The organism is Lipingzhangella halophila (assembly GCF_014203805.1).
GTDB lineage: Bacteria > Actinomycetota > Actinomycetes > Streptosporangiales > Streptosporangiaceae > Lipingzhangella > Lipingzhangella halophila.
The window spans coordinates 3,317,390-3,337,412 of record NZ_JACHJT010000001.1 but is presented as its reverse complement, the minus strand read 5'-3'; the positions used below and the strand labels follow the sequence as shown (position 1 = coordinate 3,337,412).

At 69.7% G+C, this 20,023-nt stretch carries 20 protein-coding genes; 15 read left to right on the top strand and 5 right to left on the bottom strand.

Features of this window, described 5'->3' with window-relative positions; genetic code table 11:
• Nucleotides 1–6: 6 nt before the first annotated feature.
• Genes F4561_RS15440 through F4561_RS15430 form a run of 3 tightly spaced genes read right to left on the bottom strand, consistent with a single transcriptional unit; the run spans nucleotide 7 to nucleotide 3,142 of the window.
• Nucleotides 7–789: an ABC transporter permease gene (locus F4561_RS15440; protein ID WP_184579716.1), complete on the bottom strand. Its 783-nt coding sequence runs from the start codon at nucleotides 787–789 to the stop codon at nucleotides 7–9.
• On the bottom strand, nucleotides 786–2,222 hold the full coding sequence (locus tag F4561_RS15435; protein WP_184579715.1) for a DUF1349 domain-containing protein: 1,437 nt from the start codon (nucleotides 2,220–2,222) through the stop codon (nucleotides 786–788). Before F4561_RS15435 ends, F4561_RS15440 begins: the two co-directional genes overlap by 4 nt.
• Nucleotides 2,222–3,142, bottom strand: a complete 921-nt coding sequence (locus tag F4561_RS15430; protein ID WP_184579714.1) for an ABC transporter ATP-binding protein — start codon at nucleotides 3,140–3,142, stop codon at nucleotides 2,222–2,224. The genes F4561_RS15435 and F4561_RS15430 overlap by 1 nt, the downstream gene beginning before the upstream one ends.
• A gap of 151 nt (nucleotides 3,143–3,293) precedes the next feature.
• On the opposite strand from F4561_RS15430, the gene F4561_RS15425 reads away from it, so the two are divergent.
• From F4561_RS15425 to F4561_RS15365, 13 genes are all read left to right on the top strand, one after another.
• Nucleotides 3,294–4,349 (top strand): sensor histidine kinase, encoded by a 1,056-nt coding sequence (locus tag F4561_RS15425; RefSeq protein WP_184579713.1) that lies wholly within the window; start codon nucleotides 3,294–3,296, stop codon nucleotides 4,347–4,349.
• A gap of 2 nt (nucleotides 4,350–4,351) precedes the next feature.
• On the top strand, nucleotides 4,352–5,053 hold the full coding sequence (locus tag F4561_RS15420) for a response regulator (protein WP_184583694.1): 702 nt from the start codon (nucleotides 4,352–4,354) through the stop codon (nucleotides 5,051–5,053).
• Nucleotides 5,054–5,391: 338 nt separating this feature from the next.
• Complete coding sequence (locus F4561_RS15415; protein ID WP_184579711.1) at nucleotides 5,392–5,796, top strand: GlcG/HbpS family heme-binding protein; 405 nt, start codon at nucleotides 5,392–5,394, stop codon at nucleotides 5,794–5,796.
• Nucleotides 5,797–5,961: 165 nt separating this feature from the next.
• The gene (locus tag F4561_RS15410; RefSeq protein WP_184579709.1) at nucleotides 5,962–6,426 is read left to right on the top strand and encodes an MSMEG_3727 family PQQ-associated protein; all 465 of its coding nucleotides are present in this window, start codon (nucleotides 5,962–5,964) and stop codon (nucleotides 6,424–6,426) included.
• Nucleotides 6,427–6,439: 13 nt separating this feature from the next.
• Nucleotides 6,440–8,131 carry a PQQ-dependent dehydrogenase, methanol/ethanol family gene (locus F4561_RS15405; RefSeq protein ID WP_184579707.1) on the top strand — a complete coding sequence of 564 codons (1,692 nt, stop codon included), beginning with the start codon at nucleotides 6,440–6,442 and terminating at the stop codon, nucleotides 8,129–8,131.
• 96 nt (nucleotides 8,132–8,227) lie between these two features.
• Nucleotides 8,228–8,329: a pyrroloquinoline quinone precursor peptide PqqA gene (gene pqqA, locus F4561_RS15400; protein WP_184579705.1), complete on the top strand. Its 102-nt coding sequence runs from the start codon at nucleotides 8,228–8,230 to the stop codon at nucleotides 8,327–8,329.
• A 107-nt stretch (nucleotides 8,330–8,436) separates the two neighbouring features.
• Nucleotides 8,437–9,330 carry a pyrroloquinoline quinone biosynthesis protein PqqB gene (pqqB, locus tag F4561_RS15395; RefSeq protein ID WP_184579704.1) on the top strand — a complete coding sequence of 298 codons (894 nt, stop codon included), beginning with the start codon at nucleotides 8,437–8,439 and terminating at the stop codon, nucleotides 9,328–9,330.
• 3 nt (nucleotides 9,331–9,333) lie between these two features.
• Entirely contained in the window at nucleotides 9,334–10,023 is a 690-nt protein-coding gene (gene pqqC / locus F4561_RS15390) for a pyrroloquinoline-quinone synthase PqqC (RefSeq protein WP_184579702.1), read from the top strand.
• Nucleotides 9,995–10,321, top strand: a complete 327-nt coding sequence (gene pqqD, locus F4561_RS15385) for a pyrroloquinoline quinone biosynthesis peptide chaperone PqqD (protein WP_184579700.1) — start codon at nucleotides 9,995–9,997, stop codon at nucleotides 10,319–10,321. The genes pqqC and pqqD overlap by 29 nt, the downstream gene beginning before the upstream one ends.
• Complete coding sequence (gene pqqE / locus F4561_RS15380) at nucleotides 10,314–11,405, top strand: pyrroloquinoline quinone biosynthesis protein PqqE (protein ID WP_184579698.1); 1,092 nt, start codon at nucleotides 10,314–10,316, stop codon at nucleotides 11,403–11,405. The genes pqqD and pqqE overlap by 8 nt, the downstream gene beginning before the upstream one ends.
• A 307-nt stretch (nucleotides 11,406–11,712) precedes the next feature.
• A complete protein-coding gene (locus F4561_RS33720) occupies nucleotides 11,713–12,819 on the top strand; it encodes a sodium:calcium antiporter (RefSeq protein WP_184579696.1) in 1,107 nt (368 codons plus the stop codon).
• Nucleotides 12,820–12,895: 76 nt separating this feature from the next.
• Nucleotides 12,896–13,432 carry a Chromate resistance protein ChrB gene (locus F4561_RS15370; RefSeq protein WP_312885289.1) on the top strand — a complete coding sequence of 179 codons (537 nt, stop codon included), beginning with the start codon at nucleotides 12,896–12,898 and terminating at the stop codon, nucleotides 13,430–13,432.
• 267 nt (nucleotides 13,433–13,699) lie between these two features.
• Nucleotides 13,700–14,146, top strand: a complete 447-nt coding sequence (locus F4561_RS15365; RefSeq protein ID WP_184579695.1) for a YkvA family protein — start codon at nucleotides 13,700–13,702, stop codon at nucleotides 14,144–14,146.
• Between the two features lie 75 nt (nucleotides 14,147–14,221).
• Here the strand turns inward: F4561_RS15365 and F4561_RS15360 are convergent, their stop codons facing one another.
• Together F4561_RS15360 and F4561_RS15355 are read right to left on the bottom strand one after the other, a co-directional pair.
• Nucleotides 14,222–14,683, bottom strand: a complete 462-nt coding sequence (locus tag F4561_RS15360; protein ID WP_184579693.1) for a DUF6653 family protein — start codon at nucleotides 14,681–14,683, stop codon at nucleotides 14,222–14,224.
• Nucleotides 14,684–14,819: 136 nt separating this feature from the next.
• Nucleotides 14,820–15,671, bottom strand: coding sequence for an SAM-dependent methyltransferase (locus tag F4561_RS15355; RefSeq protein ID WP_184583690.1), 852 nt, complete (start codon nucleotides 15,669–15,671; stop codon nucleotides 14,820–14,822).
• A gap of 378 nt (nucleotides 15,672–16,049) precedes the next feature.
• Between F4561_RS15355 and F4561_RS15350 the strand changes: the two genes are divergently transcribed.
• A complete protein-coding gene (locus tag F4561_RS15350) occupies nucleotides 16,050–16,706 on the top strand; it encodes a TetR/AcrR family transcriptional regulator (protein ID WP_184579691.1) in 657 nt (218 codons plus the stop codon).
• Nucleotides 16,707–16,765: 59 nt separating this feature from the next.
• The gene (locus F4561_RS15345; protein WP_184579689.1) at nucleotides 16,766–19,336 is read left to right on the top strand and encodes an MMPL family transporter; all 2,571 of its coding nucleotides are present in this window, start codon (nucleotides 16,766–16,768) and stop codon (nucleotides 19,334–19,336) included.
• Nucleotides 19,337–20,023: the final 687 nt, after the last annotated feature.

Here is a 20,023-nt window from a genome sequence, read left to right as displayed (position 1 = left end):
GCACGGTCAGGCGTCGCGGCGGGTTACCAGCACGGCGCCCGCCACCACGGCCGCAGCGGCATAACCGGCGAGCACCCCCAACCCCGCCCACGGGCCGATGGGCAGGGCGTACAGCCGCATCGTGGACTGCACCGCCAACCCGGCCGTCATAGGCGAAAGCTGCTGCAACCGCTCGTGCCATTGCGGGTCGCTGACGAACACGCCCAGCGCGGGCGCGGCGAACAGCAGTGCCAACACGCCGCTCAACGCGGCGGCCGTGTCACGAAGCACCGCGGCCACCCCCACGGCCAGCAGTGCCACCAGGACGAGATACAGCACGCTGCCCGCGGCGGCCCGCAGGGTCGGCTCCTCCAGCGGCACCGGTACGTATCCGCCGGTGGGAGCGTTGAGGCCGCCGCGCGGGAGCAGTGCCCGGCCGGCGACGAGCGAGCCGAGCACACCCACGGTCCCGGCCGCGCCCACCACCGCCGCGACCGCGACCGACTTGGCGAGGAGGACCCGGAGCCGCCGCGGGGTCACCACCAGAGTCGTGCGCGCCATCGAGGTGCTGTGCTCGTTGCTGACCACGAGTACCCCGAGGGTCACGGCCGCGGTCTGCCCCAGCCAGACGCCCGAAAGCGCGAGCCGGGTCGAGTCGCCGAAGCAGGTGGCCGGCGAGGGGCACTGCGCCGCGGTCCCGCTGGCGAGGGCGCTCGCCAGCACCGTCAGCGCCGCGATGGCCAGAACCAGCCAGCCCGTGGCGGGCATGGTGCTCAGCTTGGTCCACTCGGCGCGCAGCACCCGGATCACGGGTCACGCCTTTCCGCGAGCCACATCGCCACCGCCAGGGTGAGAACCGCATAGGCGAGCATCACGCCGAGCCCGGACCACGGGCCGATGGCCGTGTCGTAACGCTGCACGGTCTGCTGCACCGCGAATCCCGCGGCAGGGGTGAGACGCTCCAGCCACGTCGCCACCGGTAGCGGAAACCCGGTCGCGGCGACCTGCGGCACCAGCGTGAGCAGCAGCACCGCCGCGACCGCGAAGGCCGTGCGGCGCAGGACCGCGGCCACTCCCAGGCCGAACACCGCGGCACCCGCCATCAGCGTTGCTGTGCCGATGACGGCCCGGACCACAGCCGGGTCCCCCAGCGGAAGCGGAGCGAGGCCGTTGGAACGCAAGACCGGATCGGTGGCCAGGACCGTGCCCAGGGCGGCGACCAGCCCTGTGGCGAACGCGGCACCGCCCACCACAAGCGCCTTGGCCAGCAGCACCCGCGCACGCCGGGGATGGGCCGCGAAGGAGGTGCGGATCGTACCCAGCCGGTACTCGGAGGTGACACTGACGACCGCCAGTGCGACGAGCGCCACCACTCCCAGCAGGGACGCGGAGAGCACTCCCTGCGTGGGGTCGTCGGCGTAGTCGAACCGGCCGACGTCGCCGGAGCCGCTCACCGTGAATGAGCCGTCCGTTTCGGCCACCTCGCCGGAGCCCTGCGAGCGTTCGCGTTCGCGCCAGCCGCCGTCCCCGCCAGTCGCCCCGTCGAGCCGCACCGAGTCGAAGGTGGCCCGGCCCAGGGTTCCTTCGGCGAGGATGGCCTCTCCGCTGAAGTGGCGCTCGACCTCCACCTCGTCGGGAGAGGCGACCACCATCCCGACCTGGGCGGCGCCTTCCAGGTCGGGCAGGTCGAGCGTGCCCACCCGCTGCCAGTCGCGTCCGTCCGCCGACTCGTGAGCCGTGATCCGGGTGCCGGATCGCGACAGCCTGAGCCACACCGGCGCCGAGACCGGATCACCCGCAGCGGCAGTGTCGGTGACCGTTCCGAAGCCCGACCGCAGCCGCACCCCGTGTCCGGGGGTCGCCACCACCGCGGCGTAGGTGGCGCCCGGCTCCTCGTCCGCGCGCACCATCAGCCCTGCCTTGGCCCACGGGTGGCTGCGGTCCTGGTGGGTGACTCGCGCTGTAACCTGCCCGTCTCCGTTGAGTGTCTGGTAGACGAAGTGGCCCTCGTCGCGGAACTGCGCCGTGGGAGGGTAGGCGGCCGCGTCGTCATCGTCGTTGACCCGGTACCCCGCGGCGATGAGCATCCCGGCCGTGACCGTGAGCAGGGCCGCGACCACAAGGGTGAGCCGCCACCGGGGCACCGAACGCAGTTTGGTGTACTCCGCGAGGAGCAGCCGGCCGAACCCCAGACGACCGGCCGGGACGGTGCTGCGGTAGGTCGTCCCCGAGTTCTCTGCCATCACGCCTCCCCGGCGGAGCCGTTGACCACTGGGTCCCGGGTGAGTTCCATGTACGCCTCCTCCAGGGAGGCGCGGTGCGGCCGCACACCGGAGAACGAGACCGCGCCCTCGGTCAGCACCTCGGTGGCGCGCTCACTGGGCAACCCGGAGACGGTGAGCTGCTCGCCCCCGGTGGCCACCACGGTTCCCCCCGCGCGGGCGAGTACGCCGATGGCCTGCTCGCGCTGGCCGGTGCGTACGGTGATGCGCCCATCGGAGGCGCGTGCGACCAGATCCTCGACGGTCGTCTCGGCGAGGAGCCGCCCTCGTGCGATCACCACCACCCGGTCGGCGGTGTCTTCCAGCTCTCCCATCAGGTGGCTGGACACCAGCAGGGCACGTCCTTCGGCGGCCAGCGAGCGAAGCAGTTCGCGTACCCACACCACGCCTTCCGGGTCCAGACCGTTGGTCGGCTCGTCCAGGATCAGCGTCGCCGGGTCGCCCAGCAGGGCTCCGGCGATGCCGAGCCGCTGGAGCATGCCGTGCGAGAACTCGCCGGCCGGGCGCCGCGCCGCCTCCGCTAGCCCGACCAGGCCGAGCACCTCATCGACCCGTGAGGCCGGCAGGCCACCGGCGTGCGCCATCCACAGCAGATGGTCGCGGGCGCGCCGGCCCGGGTGGACGGCCGAGGAGTCCAGGAGCGCGCCGATCTCACGCAGCGGAGTGCGCAGGGTGCGGTAGTGGCGGCCCGCCACCAGCGCGACTCCGGAGTCGGGCCGGTCCAGGGCGAGGATCATCCGCATCGTGGTGGACTTTCCCGAGCCGTTGGGGCCGACGAATCCGGTGACCCGTCCGGGAGGGACGGTGAACGACAGGTCGCGCACGGCCGTGATGGCGCCGAAGCTCTTGCATAATTCCCGGACTTCGATCGGTGGTCGCATGATGGAAACGCTACGCACCGCCGCCGTGCCGGGGCGTCCCGTCCGGGTGCCGTCTTCACGCTCCCCGGCAGCGGGCGGTAGGCGATTCCCTGTCCCCCCGCGGGGGGACCCGGCGGACGGCACGAGCGGGGGATGGTCTGGCCAACACAGCATGCGGGACAATGTCGGGGTGCATCCGGAAGGCCCACCCCCGAGCCGCGCGCCGGGCTGGCGCCTGCCGGGCGTGTGGCCGGCCGCCGCGGGAGTCCTCGGCGCGGCCGCGGTCGCGGAGGCCGTGCTGCGCGCCCCGGGCACCGGCTCGGTTCAGGCCGCCGCACTGCTGGTGGGGCTTACCGCGACGGTTCCCCTGGCCTTCGTGCGCGGCCATCTCGCTGCGGTGCTGGGCACCATCGCGGCGGCCACCGCGATGACCCACGTTCTGTACGGCTGGCCGACCGTCACCGCCATGACCGCCCTGCTCGCCGCGGGGACCGCGCAGCTTCGGCATGGCCTGGGAGGCCTGCGCGCCCGTGCTGCCGAACGCGATGCCGCCGCCGCGACCGTGGAGCACACCAGGATGGAACTCATGGCGCGCGGCGAGCGCGCGCGAATCGCTCGGGAGCTGCACGACGTGGTGGCCCACCACATCTCGCTGATCTCGGTGCAGGCGGAGACCGCGCGACTGACCACCCCGGGGATGCCCGAGGAGGGCGCCAGGCAGTTGCGGGCCGTCGGGGACACCGCCCGCACCGCGCTGACCGAGATGCGCCGGCTGCTGGGGGTGCTCCGGGAGGACGCGGCGGAAGGGACGGACCGCGCGCCGCAGCCCGGTCTTGGGCAGGTGCTGGAGCTGGTCGACGAGGTGCGTGGCGCGGCAAGGGCCGGCACCCGGCTTATCGTCCGCGGCCCGGTGGCCCCTCTGGATGCCGGCGTTGAGCTTGCCGCCTACCGCATCATCCAGGAGGCGCTGACCAACGCCCGGCGGCACGCGCCCGGGGCCTGCGTCGACGTGGAACTGGACTACCACCACGACGGGCTGCGCGTGCGCGTCCGCGACAATGGGCCGGGGCCCGGTCCGGAGCCATCGGAGAGCGGACACGGCTTGGGGGGAATGCGTGAACGCGCCGCGGCCGTCGGCGGGCGGCTGCGGACCGCGGCCCCGCCGGTTGGCGGATTCTGTGTCGAGGCGGCGCTGCCTTGCGAGCGCGATGAGGAGATGAGCTGGTGAGCGTGGTAGGCGCGGTGCGCGTCGTGGTGGCGGACGACCAGGAAGTCGTGCGCGCCGGGTTCGCCGCGCTGTTGGACACCCAACCCGACCTGGTGGTGGCCGGCGTCGCGGGTGACGGCACCCGGGCGATCGAGGTCTGCCAGGAGGAGCGTCCCGACGTCGTGCTGATGGATGTCCGCATGCCCGGCGTGGACGGTATCGAGGCGACCCGGAGGATCGTCGCGGACGGCTCCGCCTCGCCGCGGGTCCTGATCCTGACGACTTTCGACCTCGACGAGTACGTCTATGACGCGCTGGCGGCCGGCGCCAGCGGCTTCCTGCTCAAGGACGTGGCCGCCGAGCGACTCTTCGACGCGGTGCGGGTGGTGGCCTCCGGGGACGCGCTACTCGCACCAAGTGTCACCCGCCGGCTGATCGGCGAGTTCGCCCGGCTGCGCCCACGCCCGCCGGCCGCGATCGCCAACGAGCTCACCCCGCGCGAGACCGAGGTGTTGCGGCTGGTCGCCGAAGGACTGAGCAACACCGAGATCGCCCGCCGTCTGGTGGTGGGGGAGGAGACCGTCAAAACCCACGTCAGCCGGGTGCTGCATAAGCTCTCCCTGCGCGACCGCGCGCAGGCCGTGGTGGTGGCCTACGAGTCCGGGCTGGTTACACCCCGCGGGCCAGACGCGGACTCGCCCGGAAACAGCGCTCCACGGTCCTAAAGAAATCGTTCCACCCCCAGCGGCCAACGCAACGGAATTCTTGGTGCTGGCGGGGGTTTTTGTTTTCTTTTTCGGGTTCTCGGATTAGTGTTCTGGTGGTCCGGGGATGTGGTCCAGCAATTTGTTTTCCCTATTGCTGGGCGCGTCTGTCGCGCTGCGCGCGGTGCTGGAGCCACCGAAACCGCCCGAATGCCAGGGGGTTCCGTTCGGCGGGTATGAGGTCCGCTCACGGTAAAAATTACCCCAATATCGTCCAAGGGTAATTGTCGATGCAACTCCGGTCGGACTAACGTGCCAGGAAAGATTACTCGTCGGGTCGTTTTTACGGGGGCGCGAGGATGGCTGAAATAACGCTGTCGCAGGCGCGAGCGGTGGTCGATGCGGCCGCACGAAGGTCACAGGAGCTCGGAACGCTCATGGACATCGCCGTGGTGGACACCGGAGGCAATCTCAAAGCCTTCGTCCGCGAGGACGGGGCGTGGCTGGGCAGCATCGACATCTCGATCAAGAAAGCCAGGACCGCCCGATTCTTCAACATGGAAAGCGGAGAAATCGGAAAGCTGTCGCAGCCCGGCGGCCCTCTTTACAACATCGAGGTCACCAACGACGGCTTGGTCTCTTTTCCCGGAGGAATCCCGCTACGCAACAGCGACGGGGCGATCGTCGGGGCGGTCGGGGTGAGTGGAAGCACCGTTGAGAACGACCACGACGTCGCCGATGCCGGTACGCGCGGCCTGTCGTAAGGCGCCGGCACCGTCTTCCGCCGTATCCGCACCGTTCGTCGCACGTGGCAGCGCCGCGGAAGAGGCACTGTGCTGGTTCTCGGCGAACCAGCACCGAGTCGAAGAACTGTCTCCGAGAGATCGTTGACGACCAACCGGAGGCTCTGGGAATAGGAGGTGAAGCCGATGGCGACCACCAATGTGGAGCCGGCCGGGCTGGTAAGTGAACTGGGACTGGACAAGCAGAACAGGGCGTCGCTGGGTCGACTGCTCGGCCACGGCAGTGTCGGGCGTGCCGAAGAGGGAGAAGACGGGCGCATGCACGCCACGATCCGGATCCCGCCCGACGAGCTGGCCTGGGAACCGGCGATCCTCGCGTTGCCGCACAGCGGCGACCTCGAACTGGAGATCGTCAACGACGACGAGAACACGCACTGCGCGCTCTTGCCGAGCAACGGCGACCAGCAGTTCCTGTGGCTGCCGAACTTCTCACGCGGAACCGCCAGCCTCAAGCTCAACGGTCCGGGCTACTACTGGTTCAGCTCGCCGATTGGCAACGATGAGGGCCGGGGACTGACCGGCGCGATCGTCGTGATGGGGGAATCTCCACCGGAGGCCCGTCTCGACCGGCCGCCCCAGCCGCGACCGTAGAAAGGAGCAGCCGATGACGGAATACATCGAGGCTGGGCACGCCGTCGACCACGGCTCATTGAGCGGTGGGGCCGGGAGCGCGCCGCCGGTGGCCCAGGATGTTACCTACGAGCGCCTCCTCCAGGCCCGTTCGGAGCCGCAGAACTGGCTTACCTACTACGGCGCCTATGACGGAAAGCGCTTCAGCCCGCTGGACCAGATCAACACCGAAAACGTCAACCGGCTCACTCCCGCCTGGGTGTTCCAGACCGGCGCCGCCGGCATGCACGCCGGACCGTCGACGTACGCGTTCGAGGCCGCCCCGATCGTCGTTGACGGGGTGATGTTCCTGTCGGGTTGGGACGGCTGGATCTGGGCCCTCGACGCCAAGACCGGCCAGGAGCTGTGGCGCTATAAGCACGCGATCCCCTACGACACGTCGCTGTGCTGCGGCAACGTGAACCGCGGGGTCGCCGTGGCGAAGGGGAAGGTCTTCGCCGTCACGTTGAACGCCCATGTGATCGCGCTCGACGCGGAGACCGGCACGCAGGTGTGGGACAGAGCCTACGGCGACGTGCGGGCCGGCGAGAGCGCCACGCTTGCTCCCCTGGTCGTCAAGGACCTGGTGGTTGTCGGCAGCGCCGGCGGGGAGTTCGGGGTGCGCGGCCATCTCGACGCCTTCGATATGGAGAGCGGAGAACGCGTCTGGCGCACGTACACCGTGCCCAAGCCGGGCGAACCGGGAGCCGAGACCTGGCCCCAGGATGGTGAGGCCTGGGCGCGGGGCGGAGCCAACACCTGGGTCACGGGCACCTTCGACCCGGAGCTGAACCTCATGTACTGGGGCACCGGCAACCCGGCGCCCGACTTCGACGGGGGTGTCCGCGAGGGCGACAACCTCTACACCGACAGTGTCATCGCCGTGAACCCGGACAACGGCCAAATCGAATGGCACTACCAGTACAACCCGCACGACCTGTGGGACTACGACAGCACCATGGAGCACATCCTGTTCGAGCAGGATGGGCGCAAGCTGCTGGGGCACTTCAACAAGAACGGCTACTTCTTCGTCCTGGACCGCACGAACGGCGAGCTGGTCCGCGTAGCACCCTTCGTCGACCGCATCACCTGGGGGGAGATCGACGCCAACGGGCGGATCACCCCCAAGGTGTACCCGGAGAAGGAAGGGGAACCGGTCCACTTCTGGCCGGGACCGGCCGGGGGCAAGGAATGGACGCACGCGGCCTACAGCCCGCGGACGCAGCTTTTCTACGTCCCGGTGCAGGATGTCGGTGCCGAGGTCACCCTGCGGCGGCGGGAGTTCAGGGAGAGCATCCCGTACTGGGGGGCCGGCGTCGTCGTCGACTCCACCGACATGGCCGGCTCCGTGAGCGCCTTCGACCCGTCCACGGGCGAGGAGGTGTGGCGCTGGCACAGGGAGGTGCCGATGTGCGCGTCGGTGCTGGCCACGGCCGGCGACCTGGTGTTCGCTGGGGAGCCAACGGGGGAGTTCAACGCGCTCGACGCCCGCACCGGTGAGCACCTGTGGCACTTCCAGACCGGATGTGGCCACCACAGCAGCCCAACCACCTACAGCGTCGACGGAAGACAGTACATCGCGGTCCCGGTCGGGTGGGGCGCCTGGGTTGAGGGGTTCCTGCCCGGATTGCTCGGGGCTCCCCACGGTGACGCGCTCTTCGTTTTCGCGTTGCCGGAAGAGGCGTAGCGCTCCAGCGGTACCCGGACCCTCGCAGAGGGCCGGGGAGGCTGCGGCGGACATCCACCAGCCCTACCGGCGATCTCGGCAAAGGAGGTGACAGCCATGGAGTCCGTTGTCGCTCAACCCGAGGTATGGGAGACCCCGGAGTTCGAGCAGATCGAGGTCGCGCCCGAGGTGACGATGTACTTCGGTCGACTCGACTAGCGAGTGCCTGACGGGCGGGCGCCGGCTCCATGGCCGCCGCCCGCCCGATCCGTCCGCACGGGCGTCCGCGTACGGACACCCGTGCCGCCAGGTGGGGAGGAGCGCAGATGTGGGTGCGGGTGCTGGGCTCAGCAGCGGGGGGAGGATTCCCGCAGTGGAACTGCGGTTGCCCGGCATGCCGTGCGGTACGTGACGGTTCGCGGCCCAGCCGGCCGCGGACCCAGTCGTCGATCGCGGTGAGCGCCGACTACCGGCGTTGGTTCCTGGTCAACGCCTCACCCGACATCCGTGCCCAGATCGAGTCCTGCCCCGCCCTGCATCCGCGGGAGGCCAGGGAAACGCCACTGGAGGCGGTGCTGCTCACCGACGCCGAGCTCGACCACACGCTGGGTCTGCTGTTGCTGCGCGAGGGAGGATCCATCGAGCTCCACGCCACCCCCGCGGTGCGGGAGACGCTGTACGACGGGACATCGTTGCTGCGCACGCTGAGCGCCTACTGCGCCGTCGACTGGCGGCCGGTCGTCGACGACGTCGACGTGCCCCTGGCGGACGGGATCTCCTACCGGGCCTTCGACGTCCCGACGACCAAGCGCACACGCTGGGGGACCGAGTCGGAGCAGGGGCGGGTCGTGGGTTACCGCCTGACCGACGAACGCAGCGGGCGCGCAGCGGTGTACCTGCCGGCCGTCCAGGAGCTCACACCAGCGGTACGCGAGCAGCTGGACGACTGCGCCTGCCTGCTGGTCGACGGCACCTGCTGGTACGACGACGAGCTGGTCCGGCTCGGCGCCGGCGGCAAGACGGCACACGAGATGGGCCACCTTCCGGTAGGGGGGCCCGGCGGCAGCCTCGAACAGCTCGCACCGCTTCCCATCGAGCGGAAGATCTACGTGCACATCAACAACACCAATCCGATCCTGCTGGAGGACGCGCCGGAGCGGCGCATCGTCGAGGAGCACGGTATGGAGGTGGCCATGGACGGGCTGGAGGTGCGGATCTAAGCCGTGACCGCGCTCACCGGAACCGACAGCTTCGTCGCGGCGCTGCGTGCCCAGTCGCAGCGTTACCACGACCTGCACCCGTTCCACGTCCGGATGAACCACGGGCGCCTCAGCCGCCGGCAGATCCGGGGATGGGTGGCCAACCGCTTCTACTACCAGGAGAGCATCCCCCGCAAGGACGCCGCCATCCTGGCCAACTGCCCCGAGCGAGCGGTACGGCGCCGCTGGGTCCGCCGCATCCTCGACCACGACGGCACCGAGGCGGGCGAGGGCGGTATCGAAGCGTGGCTGCGGCTGGCCGAGGCGGTGGGACTGTCCCGCGAGGAGGTCGACGACGAGCGCCACGTCGTGTCCGGCGTGCGGTTCGCTGTCGACGCCTACGTCAGCTTCGCCCGAACCCGGACGTGGACCGAGGCGGTGGCGTCCTCGCTGACGGAGCTGTTCGCACCGGACCTGATGGCCACGCGGCTGGCCGCGTTCGAGAACAGCTACCCCTGGATCGACCGCGAAGGCCTGGCCTACTTCCGGGCCCGGCTACACCAGGCCCCCCGCGACTCCGAACACGCCCTGGAGGTGGTAACCGAACACTGCCGCTCCGCCGACGAACAGGAGCGCGCCGTGGCCGCGCTCTCGTTCAAGTGCGACGTTCTCTGGAGCATGCTGGATGCCATCGACCGAGCATACGCAGATTGAGTGGACCGAGACCGCGACCGGCGCGGGGTTGCGGCCGTCCAGCCAGCCGGGGCTGTCCGCGCACCTTCGGCTGACCTTCGACCGGGTGCGCGAGCGACACGTGCTGCTGGGCCCGGAGTCGGTACTGGTCCTGAACCCGACAGGCGCGGCCATTCTCGAACTGTGCGACGGGCGGCGGACGGTGACCGGGATCGTGCGGGAGCTGGAACGGCGGTACGACCGCGTGGTCGGCCGCGAGGTGGTGGACTTCCTCGCGCGCCTGGCCGCCAAGGGGTGCGTGGAGGTCGGCGATGCCTAGCCCGTTCGGACTGCTGGCCGAGCTCACCTACGCGTGCCCACTGCACTGCGCCTACTGCTCGAACCCGCTCAACCTCACCGACTACCGCGACGAGCTGGGCACCGATCAGTGGCTGGGGGTAATGGCCGAGGCGCGGGAGCTGGGGGTCCTGCAACTGCACCTCTCGGGCGGCGAACCGCTGCAGCGCCACGACATCGTGGAGATCGTGCGCGGCGCCACCGAGCTGGGGTTGTACTCCAACCTCATCACCAGCGCGCTCGGCCTGTCGCGGCGCCGCGCTGAGCAGCTCGCGGAGGCCGGGCTGGGGCATGTCCAGATCAGTATCCAGGCCGCTGACGAGGCCGGGTCCGACCGGATCGCCGGCACGCGCTCCTTCGAACGCAAGCTCACCGCGGCGCGTCTGGTGAAGGACCTGGGCTGGCCGCTGACACTGAACGTTGTCCTGCACCGGCAGAACATCGACCAGGTCACCGAGATTCTTCACCTGGCGGAGAAGCTGCGGGCCGACCGGGTGGAGCTGGCCAACACCCAGTACTACGGCTGGGCGTTGCACAACCGCGGCGCACTGCTGCCCAGTAGGCCGCAGGTCGAACGGGCGGAGACGGCGGTGCGCGCCGAGCGCGAGCGCCTGCGGGGGCAGATGGACGTGGTCTACGTGCTGCCCGACTACTACAGCCAGTACCCCAAGCCGTGCATGGGCGGTTGGGCACAGTTGGAGCTCACGGTGGCGCCCAACGGCGACGTTCTTCCCTGCCCCGCCGCGCACACCCTGCCGCTGCCGCGCGCGAGCGTGCACGAGGCTTCTCTGGCCTGGATCTGGCAGGAGTCGCCCCTGTTCCAGCGCTTCCGCGGAACGGAGTGGATGCCGGAGCCGTGCCGGAGCTGCGCACGCCGCGAGATCGACTTCGGCGGGTGCCGCTGCCAGGCCTTCGAGCTCACCGGGGACCCCGCGCGCACCGATCCGGTCTGCGTTCTCTCGCCCGATCACGAGATCGTGGCCGAGGCGGTGCGGGCAGCCAACGAGGCGGAGCGGCCAGCCGCGGAGGAGTTCACCCCCCGCCCCCATCCGGGGCGACCGGTGTGAGTAGTGACTGGTGGTGCCCAGGAGGTCAGCCGCCGGCCGCGCGGCACCGTTCAACGGTGCCGCGCTGATGTTCTGCCCTGGCCTTCCGTAGCTCCGCAGCAGGCTCGCGGATAGACACAAAGGGTGAGAGGGAAACCGCTGTTCGTAAGATTGCGGAGGTTGGGCCCAGGCTCAACGCACGGGATGACGGACCTGTCACCCCCGTGCTCTCGGCGCCAGTCTGACCGGATCGCGGGCGACCCCCGGATCGGGTCCGGCGGCGCTTCGGCGGGCGCGGCGGTTCGGATAGCGCGAGGGAGGCCCTGCTGTGACCTCAATACTGATCTTCCTCCTCGGTGCGGCGCTGTTGATCTACAGCGCCGAAAGACTGATCGGCTACCTGGTTGGGGTCGCGAGCGGTCTCCGGGTCTCCGTGTTCCTGCTCGCCATCATCTTCACCGGCATCGAGTTCGACGACGTCGTTCTCGGTGTGGTGCTCAACGTTGAGGAACTCGACCATGTCGCGTTAGGCATCGTGTTCGGGACGACGCTCTCGCTGCCCGGGATCGTGCTCGCGCTCGCCGCGATTCTCACCCCCACCGAGATCAAGGTGCCCCGCGACTATGTCGCGCTCTTCGCGCTCGCGCCGGTCACCATGATCGTGTTCACGCTGCTGGCGCCGCTCACCGTCGTGCACGGCGTGGTCCTGCTCGGGTTGTTCGTCCTGTTCCTCGGCTACATCACGGTGCGGGAGTCCAAGCGCCGAACACCGGTGTTCCGCGACGCGGAGATGTACGAGACCTACGTGGCCCTGCAGGCCTCCGGTGGTGGGACGCCGCAGCGCGCGGACGACGGTACGCGGGCCGGAGCGCTCGGTCCGGGCGGCGCCGCGGACGACGGGCCCGCTCCACCTGCCAAGGGGCGGCTGTCCGAACACATCCCGTTCGGGGCGGGCCGCGAGCGTTCCGGGTGGATCGGGCTCCTCCTGGCGGTCCTCGCGCTCGCCGGGCTCGTTATCGGGGCCGCGGCCACCGGTGTCGGCGTCGAGGGCATCCTCGAAGAGTACGGAATCGAGGGCACGATATTCGGCGCCACGATCGTCACCGTCGTGCTGACCATCGAGGACCTCTTCCTGACCGTCGAACCCGCCCGCAAGGGCGCGCCCGAGATCGGCGTCGGCAACGTCATCGGGAGCGTCGTCTTCTCGGTTACCGGGAAACTGGGGATCATCCTGCTGGCCGGCGGTCTCGTGCTCGGCCCGCACGTGCTGACCTGGCACCTGCCGGTCCTTATCGCACTGACCGGTCTCGCCGCGTACTTCCTGTCCACGGGCCGGTTGAAACGCTGGCACGGCTACACGCTGCTCGGCCTCTACATCGTCTACTGGGTGGTCAGCTTCTTCGGGCTCGGCGTCGTCCCGGTCGAGGCGGACTGACCCGCGTGCACCGCCGGGCGCGCCACGACCGGCCGGCGGTGGCCGCGGGGTTCTCCCGGCGGGGATACTGGTCCACGTGAGCGATGAGCCTGCGTGGCTGATGTTGGTGTACCGCGTGCCCAGCAACCCGTCCCGGTTGCGCGCGGCGGTGTGGCGGCGGCTGAAGTCGGCCGGGGCGGTGTACCTGGCGAACTCGGTGGCCGTGCTGCCGGAGTCCAGTGAGGCCGAGCGGATTCTGCGCACCCTGCGGGCCGAGGTGGAGCAGATGGGCGGGTCCGGCCAGGTGCTGCGGGTGGAGGCGCTGGCCGGGCAGGCCGATATCGTCGCCGCGTTCAACGCCGCGCGCGACGCCGAGTACACCGAGGTGCTGTCGCGGTGCGCCGACTTTCAGGCCGAGATCGACAAGGAATCCAGGGCGGAAAAGTTCACCTACGCTGAGCTGGAGGAGAACGAGGAGGACCTGGCCAAGCTGCGCGGCTGGTTGGACAAGATCCGCACGCGCGACAGGCTCGGCGCCTCCCGTGCCCAGGAGGCCGGAACCGCCGTGGAGAGCTGCGCGGCGGCCCTGGAAGGGTTCGCGGAACGGGTCTACGCCGCCGAAGCCAACCAGTAGTTCTGCCGGGGGTTTCTAACAGCCGTTATGATCAAAGGGTCACATTGGTTATTCTGGAAGTGTGACTGTTGATGGCGACGTGGAGCGGTGTGCACGAGGGAACCCGTGCGATGACCGTGCCGTTCTGAACTCGCTTACATCCGGCGCGAGCAGGGTGGCGGTGGCCCCCGGACCGGGAGAGGCGTCGGCGTCGGCGTTGGCAGCGTGCCGGGCCGCGGCGCCGTTGGCGCGGTGTGTCCGAACCCTTGGGGCAGCAAGGAGGCCGCTGTGACCGGGATCGCCTGGGCCGACACCCTGATCGGTCTCGCCGCGGGGCTGCTGGTGGCCTGGCTGGCGCTGGTCGGGGTGTTGCTGGTGCTCAGCCGCCGGGAGCGGATGCCGCGAGAAGCGTTCCGGTTGCTGAAGGACGCTCCGCGGCTGTTCTGGCGGCTGGCGGCCGACCCCGGCCTACCCCGTGGCGTGCGCCTGCGGCTGACCCTGCTCACGGTCTACCTGGTCTCGCCGATCGACCTGGTGCCCGACTTCGTGCCCGTGCTCGGGTACGCCGACGACGCGATCATCGTCGTCGTCGTACTGCGCTCCGTCGTGCGGCGCGCCGGCATCCAGGCGGTGCGCCGGCACTGGCCGGGCACCGACGACGGCTTCACCGCGCTCTGCCGGATTACCGGCCTGCCCACCGAAGAACCCCCCGCCGCGGATGCGCCGGAGAGGTGACCGGCGGTGGGTCCGGCCCGCCCACCAGGACGGGCCGGTAAGCGCCGAACGGTACCTGCCCCGTGGGCCGCGCGCTCAGGTGGCCGGCTCTTCGGCGCCGGTGCCCGCTTCCTTGTGCGCGTCGTAGTAACGGGCCATCTGCTCCCAGTAGACGAGGATCAGCCCCAACTGCGCCGCCGTGGCGGTCGCAGCGGGCCAGAAGCGGCGTCTGCGCGCCGCGGCGAACGCGGCCAGTCCCGCCGCTGTCGCGGCGGCGTTGACCGCGAGGGCCGCGTCCTTGGGCCGCTCGGCGATCCACATTTCCTCGCCCAGCATCGCCCGCGTGGGCCAGGCGCGGTCGTGTGCCGGCTTCGGGAAAATCACCGGGTTGACCGCCATCCACGCGCCCACGACCGCCGCCTGGCGCCAGCTCCGGTTCCACACCGGCACCAGCACCAGCGGGGCGGTGGCCCACCGGCTCCAGGCGCTCCACGGGTTGGCATGGCGTGCGAAGACCGCGCGCCGGGTGCGCGCGATCAGGTCGCTGGGGATGGGCATAGTGGGCTCCCGTCGAAATGGTGGCGACGTTCCCCAGTCTTCCCGGGGTACGGGTGCGCAACCCGCGCCCGTGGCGCCGGTAGCGAAGTGTGCTGGTTCCGACGGTGGCACCCTTCGCAGGGCAGCCGCCCGCGGGTCAGCGCTTGACGGCGACGCCCGAGTGTTCCCAGATGCGGGTTTCGGGGTCGGCGGGGCGGGTCTCGGGGGCTTTGTCCCCGTTGCGCCAGGTGGAGCACTCCACCGGGACCGCGGGGAACGTGCCGTCGGAGCTGGGGGAGGCCAACTCCAGCGAGTCGAACACCGTGGCGGCCTCCTCGGGGGTGCGCACCCGCCCCCACGGAGTGCCGAACGCGTGTATGCGCTCGGTGAACGTGCGGGCCGCGGCTTCGTCGTCGGAGACGATGTGCGAGTAGACCAGCCAGGAGCCCGGCGCCAGGCGGTCGAGGTAGGCCTGCGCCGTCCCGAAGGGGTCCTGTTCGTCGGGGATGCAGTGCAGCAGGCTGACCAACATCAGGCACACCGGTTCGGAGAAGTCGATCAGGCGCTGGGTGTCCTCGGATTCGAGTACTTCCCCGACATTGGTGAGATCGGCGGTGGCCACCGAGGTGTACGGGTTGTCGGCGAGGATCGCCCGGCCGTGGGCCAGCACGATGGGGTCGTTGTCGACGTAGACCACACGGGCGTCCGGGTGCGTGCGCTGGGCGATCTCGTGGGTGTTCTCAGCGGCGGGCAGCCCCGATCCCAGGTCGAGGAACTGGCGCACGCCCGCATTGGCCACATGCTCCACCCCTCGGCTCAAGTAGGCGCGGTTGGCCCGGGCCAGCGCGATGGTGCCCGGGTTGGTCTCCTCCAGAATGACCGTGGCTTCCCGGTCAACCTCGAAGTTGTCCTTGCCACCCAGCATTGCGTCGTAGGCACGTGCGACCGAGGGAACGCTCAGGTCGATCTCGGGCGGGATGCGGCTCGGGTTGCTGGCGCTGTGTTTCATGAATTCGCGGTCGGACACCGGGTCTCCCAATGGCTGGTAAAGCGCACATCCCCTGCGTCGCACGGACTTTCGGGGCCCTACGCTCCGCACTATAACCGCCCTTGACACCTCCACGAATCCGCTGTCAACGGCCGCGCGTTTCCGTATGGCGGGCTGGCGCTTTGTTTTGGGATCGAACGTTAATTTTGTGGTGATTCGTCGCTGCTCGCGGATTCAGGTTACGAAATGGAGACGGAACTTCTCGGGCGCCAGCGAGTCCCGGCTGTCGAAGGCGGGCTGACGGGTCACGGGTGGTGGCGCGCGTCCGGAACACGGGTGTGACCGGATGCACTCAGTGCATCGTTGCATTCAGTGCACCCGCATTCGTAGTTTGACGGGATGGACGATCCGGACACGCCGCCATCCCCCGACCGGCGCGAGGCGTTGAAGGCACGCCACCGGCGCGCCATCCTCGACGCCGCGCGTGCGCTGATGACCGAGATCGGCGGGACGAACTTCACCGTCGACCAGCTCGCCGAGCGGGCGGACGTCTCCCGCAGGACGGTCTTCAACCACTTCCCGACGATGGACGACATCGTCCTCGAAGTATTCGGCGAGATGGTCGAGACGATCGTCGACAGTTTCGACGCCAACCTCGCGTCCCAGGTCACAGGACAGCTCGGGGCCGCGTCGGTGTTCGGCCAGCTCGCCGAAGCCCTACGCGCCGCCGACCTCTTCACCACGATGACCGAAATCACCCGGATCTTCGGTGACGAGGGCACCGCGCCCACTCCCCGGCAAGCTGTGCTGTTCGAACGTGCGATCCAGGGCCTGGGCGCCCGGCTCTCCCAGATCACCTTGGGCCACCACCCCTCCGCCGACACCTTCGAGGTGGAGGTGATGTGCGCCGCGCTGGTGAGTGGCGCACTGGTGGCCCACCGGCACTGGAGCGAGGCCACCGGCGGGGTCGACACACCGGAGTCCCGCCGCGTGTGGGACGAGCTCCTGGGCCGCCTGATCGCCCTGACCCGCAACGGATACGGCGCCCTCACCTAACGACCGAAGTACGTCCTGAGCGCCTGCCGCTCCTCCACCCTCCATCGTTTGCAGGAACCATGGCTGAACTTCTCTACAGACTCGGGCGCGCCGCCGCGCGCCGCGCCCGAACCGTCATCGCGGTGTGGCTGGCTCTCCTTCTCTCCTCCGGCACAGCGTTCTTCCTCTTCTCGGAAGAGCTCAAGGACAGCTTCTCGATCCCGGGGACACCCACCGACGAGGTGAACCAGGAGGTGTCCGAAGAGTTCCCCGGGATGGGCGGCGGAACCGGAACGGTCGTCTACCAGACCAAGGACGGGTCGGCCTTCTCCGAGGAACAGCGAGAGGCGATCGGCGATCGCGTCGAGGAGGCCGCCGAGGTCTCCGGTGTCGAGGACGTCATCGACCCGTTCGCGACCGCGGAGGAACGCGCCGAGCAGCAGGAGGAGCTCGAAGAGGGCCGTACGGAGATCGAGGACGCCCGGGAGGAGCTCGAAGACGGCCAGGACGAGCTCGACGAGGCCCGCGGACAGGCCGAGTTCGCCGGGATGCTCGACCAGGCCGAGGAGGACCTCGACGCTCAGCAGGCCGAGCTCGACGAGAATCGGGAGACGCTGGACGAGGAGAGCGAAGAGCTCAAGGAGGGCGCGGCCCTTCAGGAGATGGCCTCCGAGGTCCGCTCGGTCTCCTCGGACGGCAGCACCGCGCTTGTCAACGTCGCCTTCACCGAGAGCCAGGAAGCGGTCTCGCAGGAGACCAAGGACGCCGTGATGGCGGTTTTCGCGGACGACCCTGTTGCCGGGACCACCGTCGACTTCGGCAATGACATCGCCATGACCGTCCCCAGCCTCGTCAGCACCACCGAGGTGATCGGGGTGATCGTGGCGGCCGTCGTACTGGTGGTCATGCTGGGCACCCTGGTGGGCGCCGGGTTGCCGATCCTGACGGCGCTGGTCGGTGTCGGCGTCGCCACCCTGACCGCGATGTCGCTGTCCGGTGTGCTCGATATGGCGTCGGTCACGCCGATCCTCGGGCTGATGCTCGGCCTGGCCGTCGGGATCGACTACGCGCTGTTCATCGTCAACCGGCACCGCCGCCAGCTCAAGCAGGGCATCGACGTCGGTGAGTCCATCGGTCTGGCGAACGGCACCGCGGGCAACGCCGTGGTGTTTGCGGGCATGACCGTGCTGATCGCGCTTCTGGGGCTGAACCTCACGGGGATCGGGTTCCTTGGGCTCATGGGGACCGTCGGCTCCCTGGCCATCACGATCGCCGTGCTGGTCGCGGTAACCCTCATCCCGGCCCTGCTCTCGCTGGTCGGAGTGCGCATCCTGCGGCACCGCGAGCGCGAACAGCGCGCCGCCGCGCTGACGACCCCACGCACCGGGCACGACGACACCGACACCCAACCCGGCGTGCGTCCGATGTCGACGGGACGGGCGGTCGGCCGGGTCGCCGTGGCGGTCCTCGCCCTCGGCATCATCGCCCTGCCGGTTTTCGACCTGCGCCTGGGCATGCCGGACGGTTCCTCCGAGCCCACCGACTCGACCCAGAACCGCGCCTACACCGCCGTGGCCGAGAACTTCGGCGACGGCCAGAACGGCACGCTCCTGGTCGCCGCGGAGCTGCCGGAACCATCGCGCGATGGGCAGGCGGAGGACTACCAGCGTGCGGTCGCCGAGGAGATCTACCGCCGGCCCGACGTCTCGGCCGTGGCCCCCATCGGGATTTCCGACGACAAGACAATGGCCGTCTTCCAGGTCGTGCCCGTGGAGGGTCCCGCGAGCGAGTCGACCGAGAGCCTCGTGCACGCCTTCCGGGACCTGGCACCCCTCGACGGGGCCGGCGAACTCGGTGTCGCGGGTATGGCCAGCGGCAACATCGACATCTCCGAAACGCTCAGCGACGCGCTACCGACCTACCTCGCGGTGGTCGTGGGCCTGTCCCTGATCATCCTGCTCCTGGTCTTCCGGTCGGTCTTTGTCCCGATCGTGGCGACTCTCGGCTTCATCCTGTCCTACTTCGCGGCGCTGGGCAGCGTGGTGGCTATCTACCAGTGGGGATGGCTCGGCGGGCTCTTCGGGGTCGAGAACCCGGCGCCGATCCTGAACTTCCTGCCCACGATCGTGGTGGGCATCCTGTTCGGGCTGGCCATGGACTACATGCTCTTCATCGGTTCGGGCATGCGCGAGGCATACGTGCGGGGACGGCCCGCGCGGCTCGCCGTCGTGGAGGGATTCCGGGCCGGGCGCGCGGTGGTCACCGCCGCGGCGATCATCATGATCTCGGTCTTCGGCGGGTTTATCTTCTCCGAAACCGTGATGATCAGCTCGATCGGTTTCGCCCTTGCGGTCGGTGTGCTGCTCGACGCGTTCGTGGTCCGTATGACGCTCATCCCCGCGCTGATGCACCTGGCCGGCGGAGCGGCGTGGTGGCTGCCCCGGTGGCTCGACCGGATCCTGCCCGACATCGACGTGGAGGGGGCGCACCTGGAGCGCCACCACACGCAGGCGAAGGAGGAGGACCCAACCGGGCCGCACGAGCGAGTCGAGGGGCCGCCCGTCGAGGTGCTCCCGTCGCACGCGCGGGTCAACGGGAGGCACCACGCCGCCACCCGCGGCGAACGTCAGCAAGCTGGAGAGGCGGACTGACCGATGCCGCGTGCGGCCGTGCCCGACGGCCCGGCGAGGGCGGTGTGGGTTGGCCCCGGCGGGGTGTCGGTGCCTCGGGTTCTATTGGTCGTCGCAGTGGTACTCAAGGGTTTTGAGGTCGTAGAGGCCCAGCAGGACCGACGTGATCTCATCACGCGGGGGCCAGATGTCCTGTCGGGTCTCGGTCACAATGCGCTCCTTTTCGCTGTCGCTACAGCGAGCGTGCCATTCCATAGACGTGGTTGGGTGGCGATCGTGAAACGGAGGACAGAGCCGCCCCCGAAGCGCGGATACCTCGGGGACGGCCCCAGCCGTCACGCCGATGACCCCGCACACCGACGTGACGACCCACCACGCCACTCCCAACCCCTCAAAGGAGCGGCGCGGCCGGCATAATTACCCATGGCGGTGGTCCGCCCCCGGTAGAGGCGGGGACGGGCCACCGTCCTAACGTCGCGGACTGCACGTATGCCCCGGACCCACCGGCATCCCACAGTTGGGACAGTTGGGCTGCGGATGCGGCATCCCGAACACAACGACGCTCATATGGCCTCCTACTCGCGGTGCCCACGACCGGAGGTGGCCGAGGGCGCTGCGTGCGGCACATAGCGACTCCTGAACTCGACACCCGCCGAATGCGGGGCGATCGTGCGGACCACAAGAAACAGAAACGGCGACCAGATCGGC

What these genes read in the sequence shown, in the direction of transcription:
- F4561_RS15405 (WP_184579707.1), top strand. Translation starts at nt 6,440, where the DNA reads ATGACGGAATACATCGAGGCTGGGCACGCCGTCGACCACGGCTCATTG.
- F4561_RS15425 (WP_184579713.1), top strand. Translation starts at nt 3,294, where the DNA reads ATGCGGGACAATGTCGGGGTGCATCCGGAAGGCCCACCCCCGAGCCGC.
- pqqE (WP_184579698.1), top strand. Translation starts at nt 10,314, where the DNA reads ATGCCTAGCCCGTTCGGACTGCTGGCCGAGCTCACCTACGCGTGCCCA.
- pqqB (WP_184579704.1), top strand. Translation starts at nt 8,437, where the DNA reads ATGTGGGTGCGGGTGCTGGGCTCAGCAGCGGGGGGAGGATTCCCGCAG.
- F4561_RS15345 (WP_184579689.1), top strand. Translation starts at nt 16,766, where the DNA reads ATGGCTGAACTTCTCTACAGACTCGGGCGCGCCGCCGCGCGCCGCGCC.
- pqqA (WP_184579705.1), top strand. Translation starts at nt 8,228, where the DNA reads ATGGAGTCCGTTGTCGCTCAACCCGAGGTATGGGAGACCCCGGAGTTC.
- F4561_RS15350 (WP_184579691.1), top strand. Translation starts at nt 16,050, where the DNA reads ATGGACGATCCGGACACGCCGCCATCCCCCGACCGGCGCGAGGCGTTG.
- F4561_RS15410 (WP_184579709.1), top strand. Translation starts at nt 5,962, where the DNA reads ATGGCGACCACCAATGTGGAGCCGGCCGGGCTGGTAAGTGAACTGGGA.
- F4561_RS15360 (WP_184579693.1), bottom strand. Translation starts at nt 14,683, where the DNA reads ATGCCCATCCCCAGCGACCTGATCGCGCGCACCCGGCGCGCGGTCTTC.
- F4561_RS15415 (WP_184579711.1), top strand. Translation starts at nt 5,392, where the DNA reads ATGGCTGAAATAACGCTGTCGCAGGCGCGAGCGGTGGTCGATGCGGCC.
- F4561_RS15435 (WP_184579715.1), bottom strand. Translation starts at nt 2,222, where the DNA reads ATGGCAGAGAACTCGGGGACGACCTACCGCAGCACCGTCCCGGCCGGT.
- F4561_RS15355 (WP_184583690.1), bottom strand. Translation starts at nt 15,671, where the DNA reads ATGAAACACAGCGCCAGCAACCCGAGCCGCATCCCGCCCGAGATCGAC.
- pqqD (WP_184579700.1), top strand. Translation starts at nt 9,995, where the DNA reads ATGCCATCGACCGAGCATACGCAGATTGAGTGGACCGAGACCGCGACC.
- F4561_RS15430 (WP_184579714.1), bottom strand. Translation starts at nt 3,142, where the DNA reads ATGCGACCACCGATCGAAGTCCGGGAATTATGCAAGAGCTTCGGCGCC.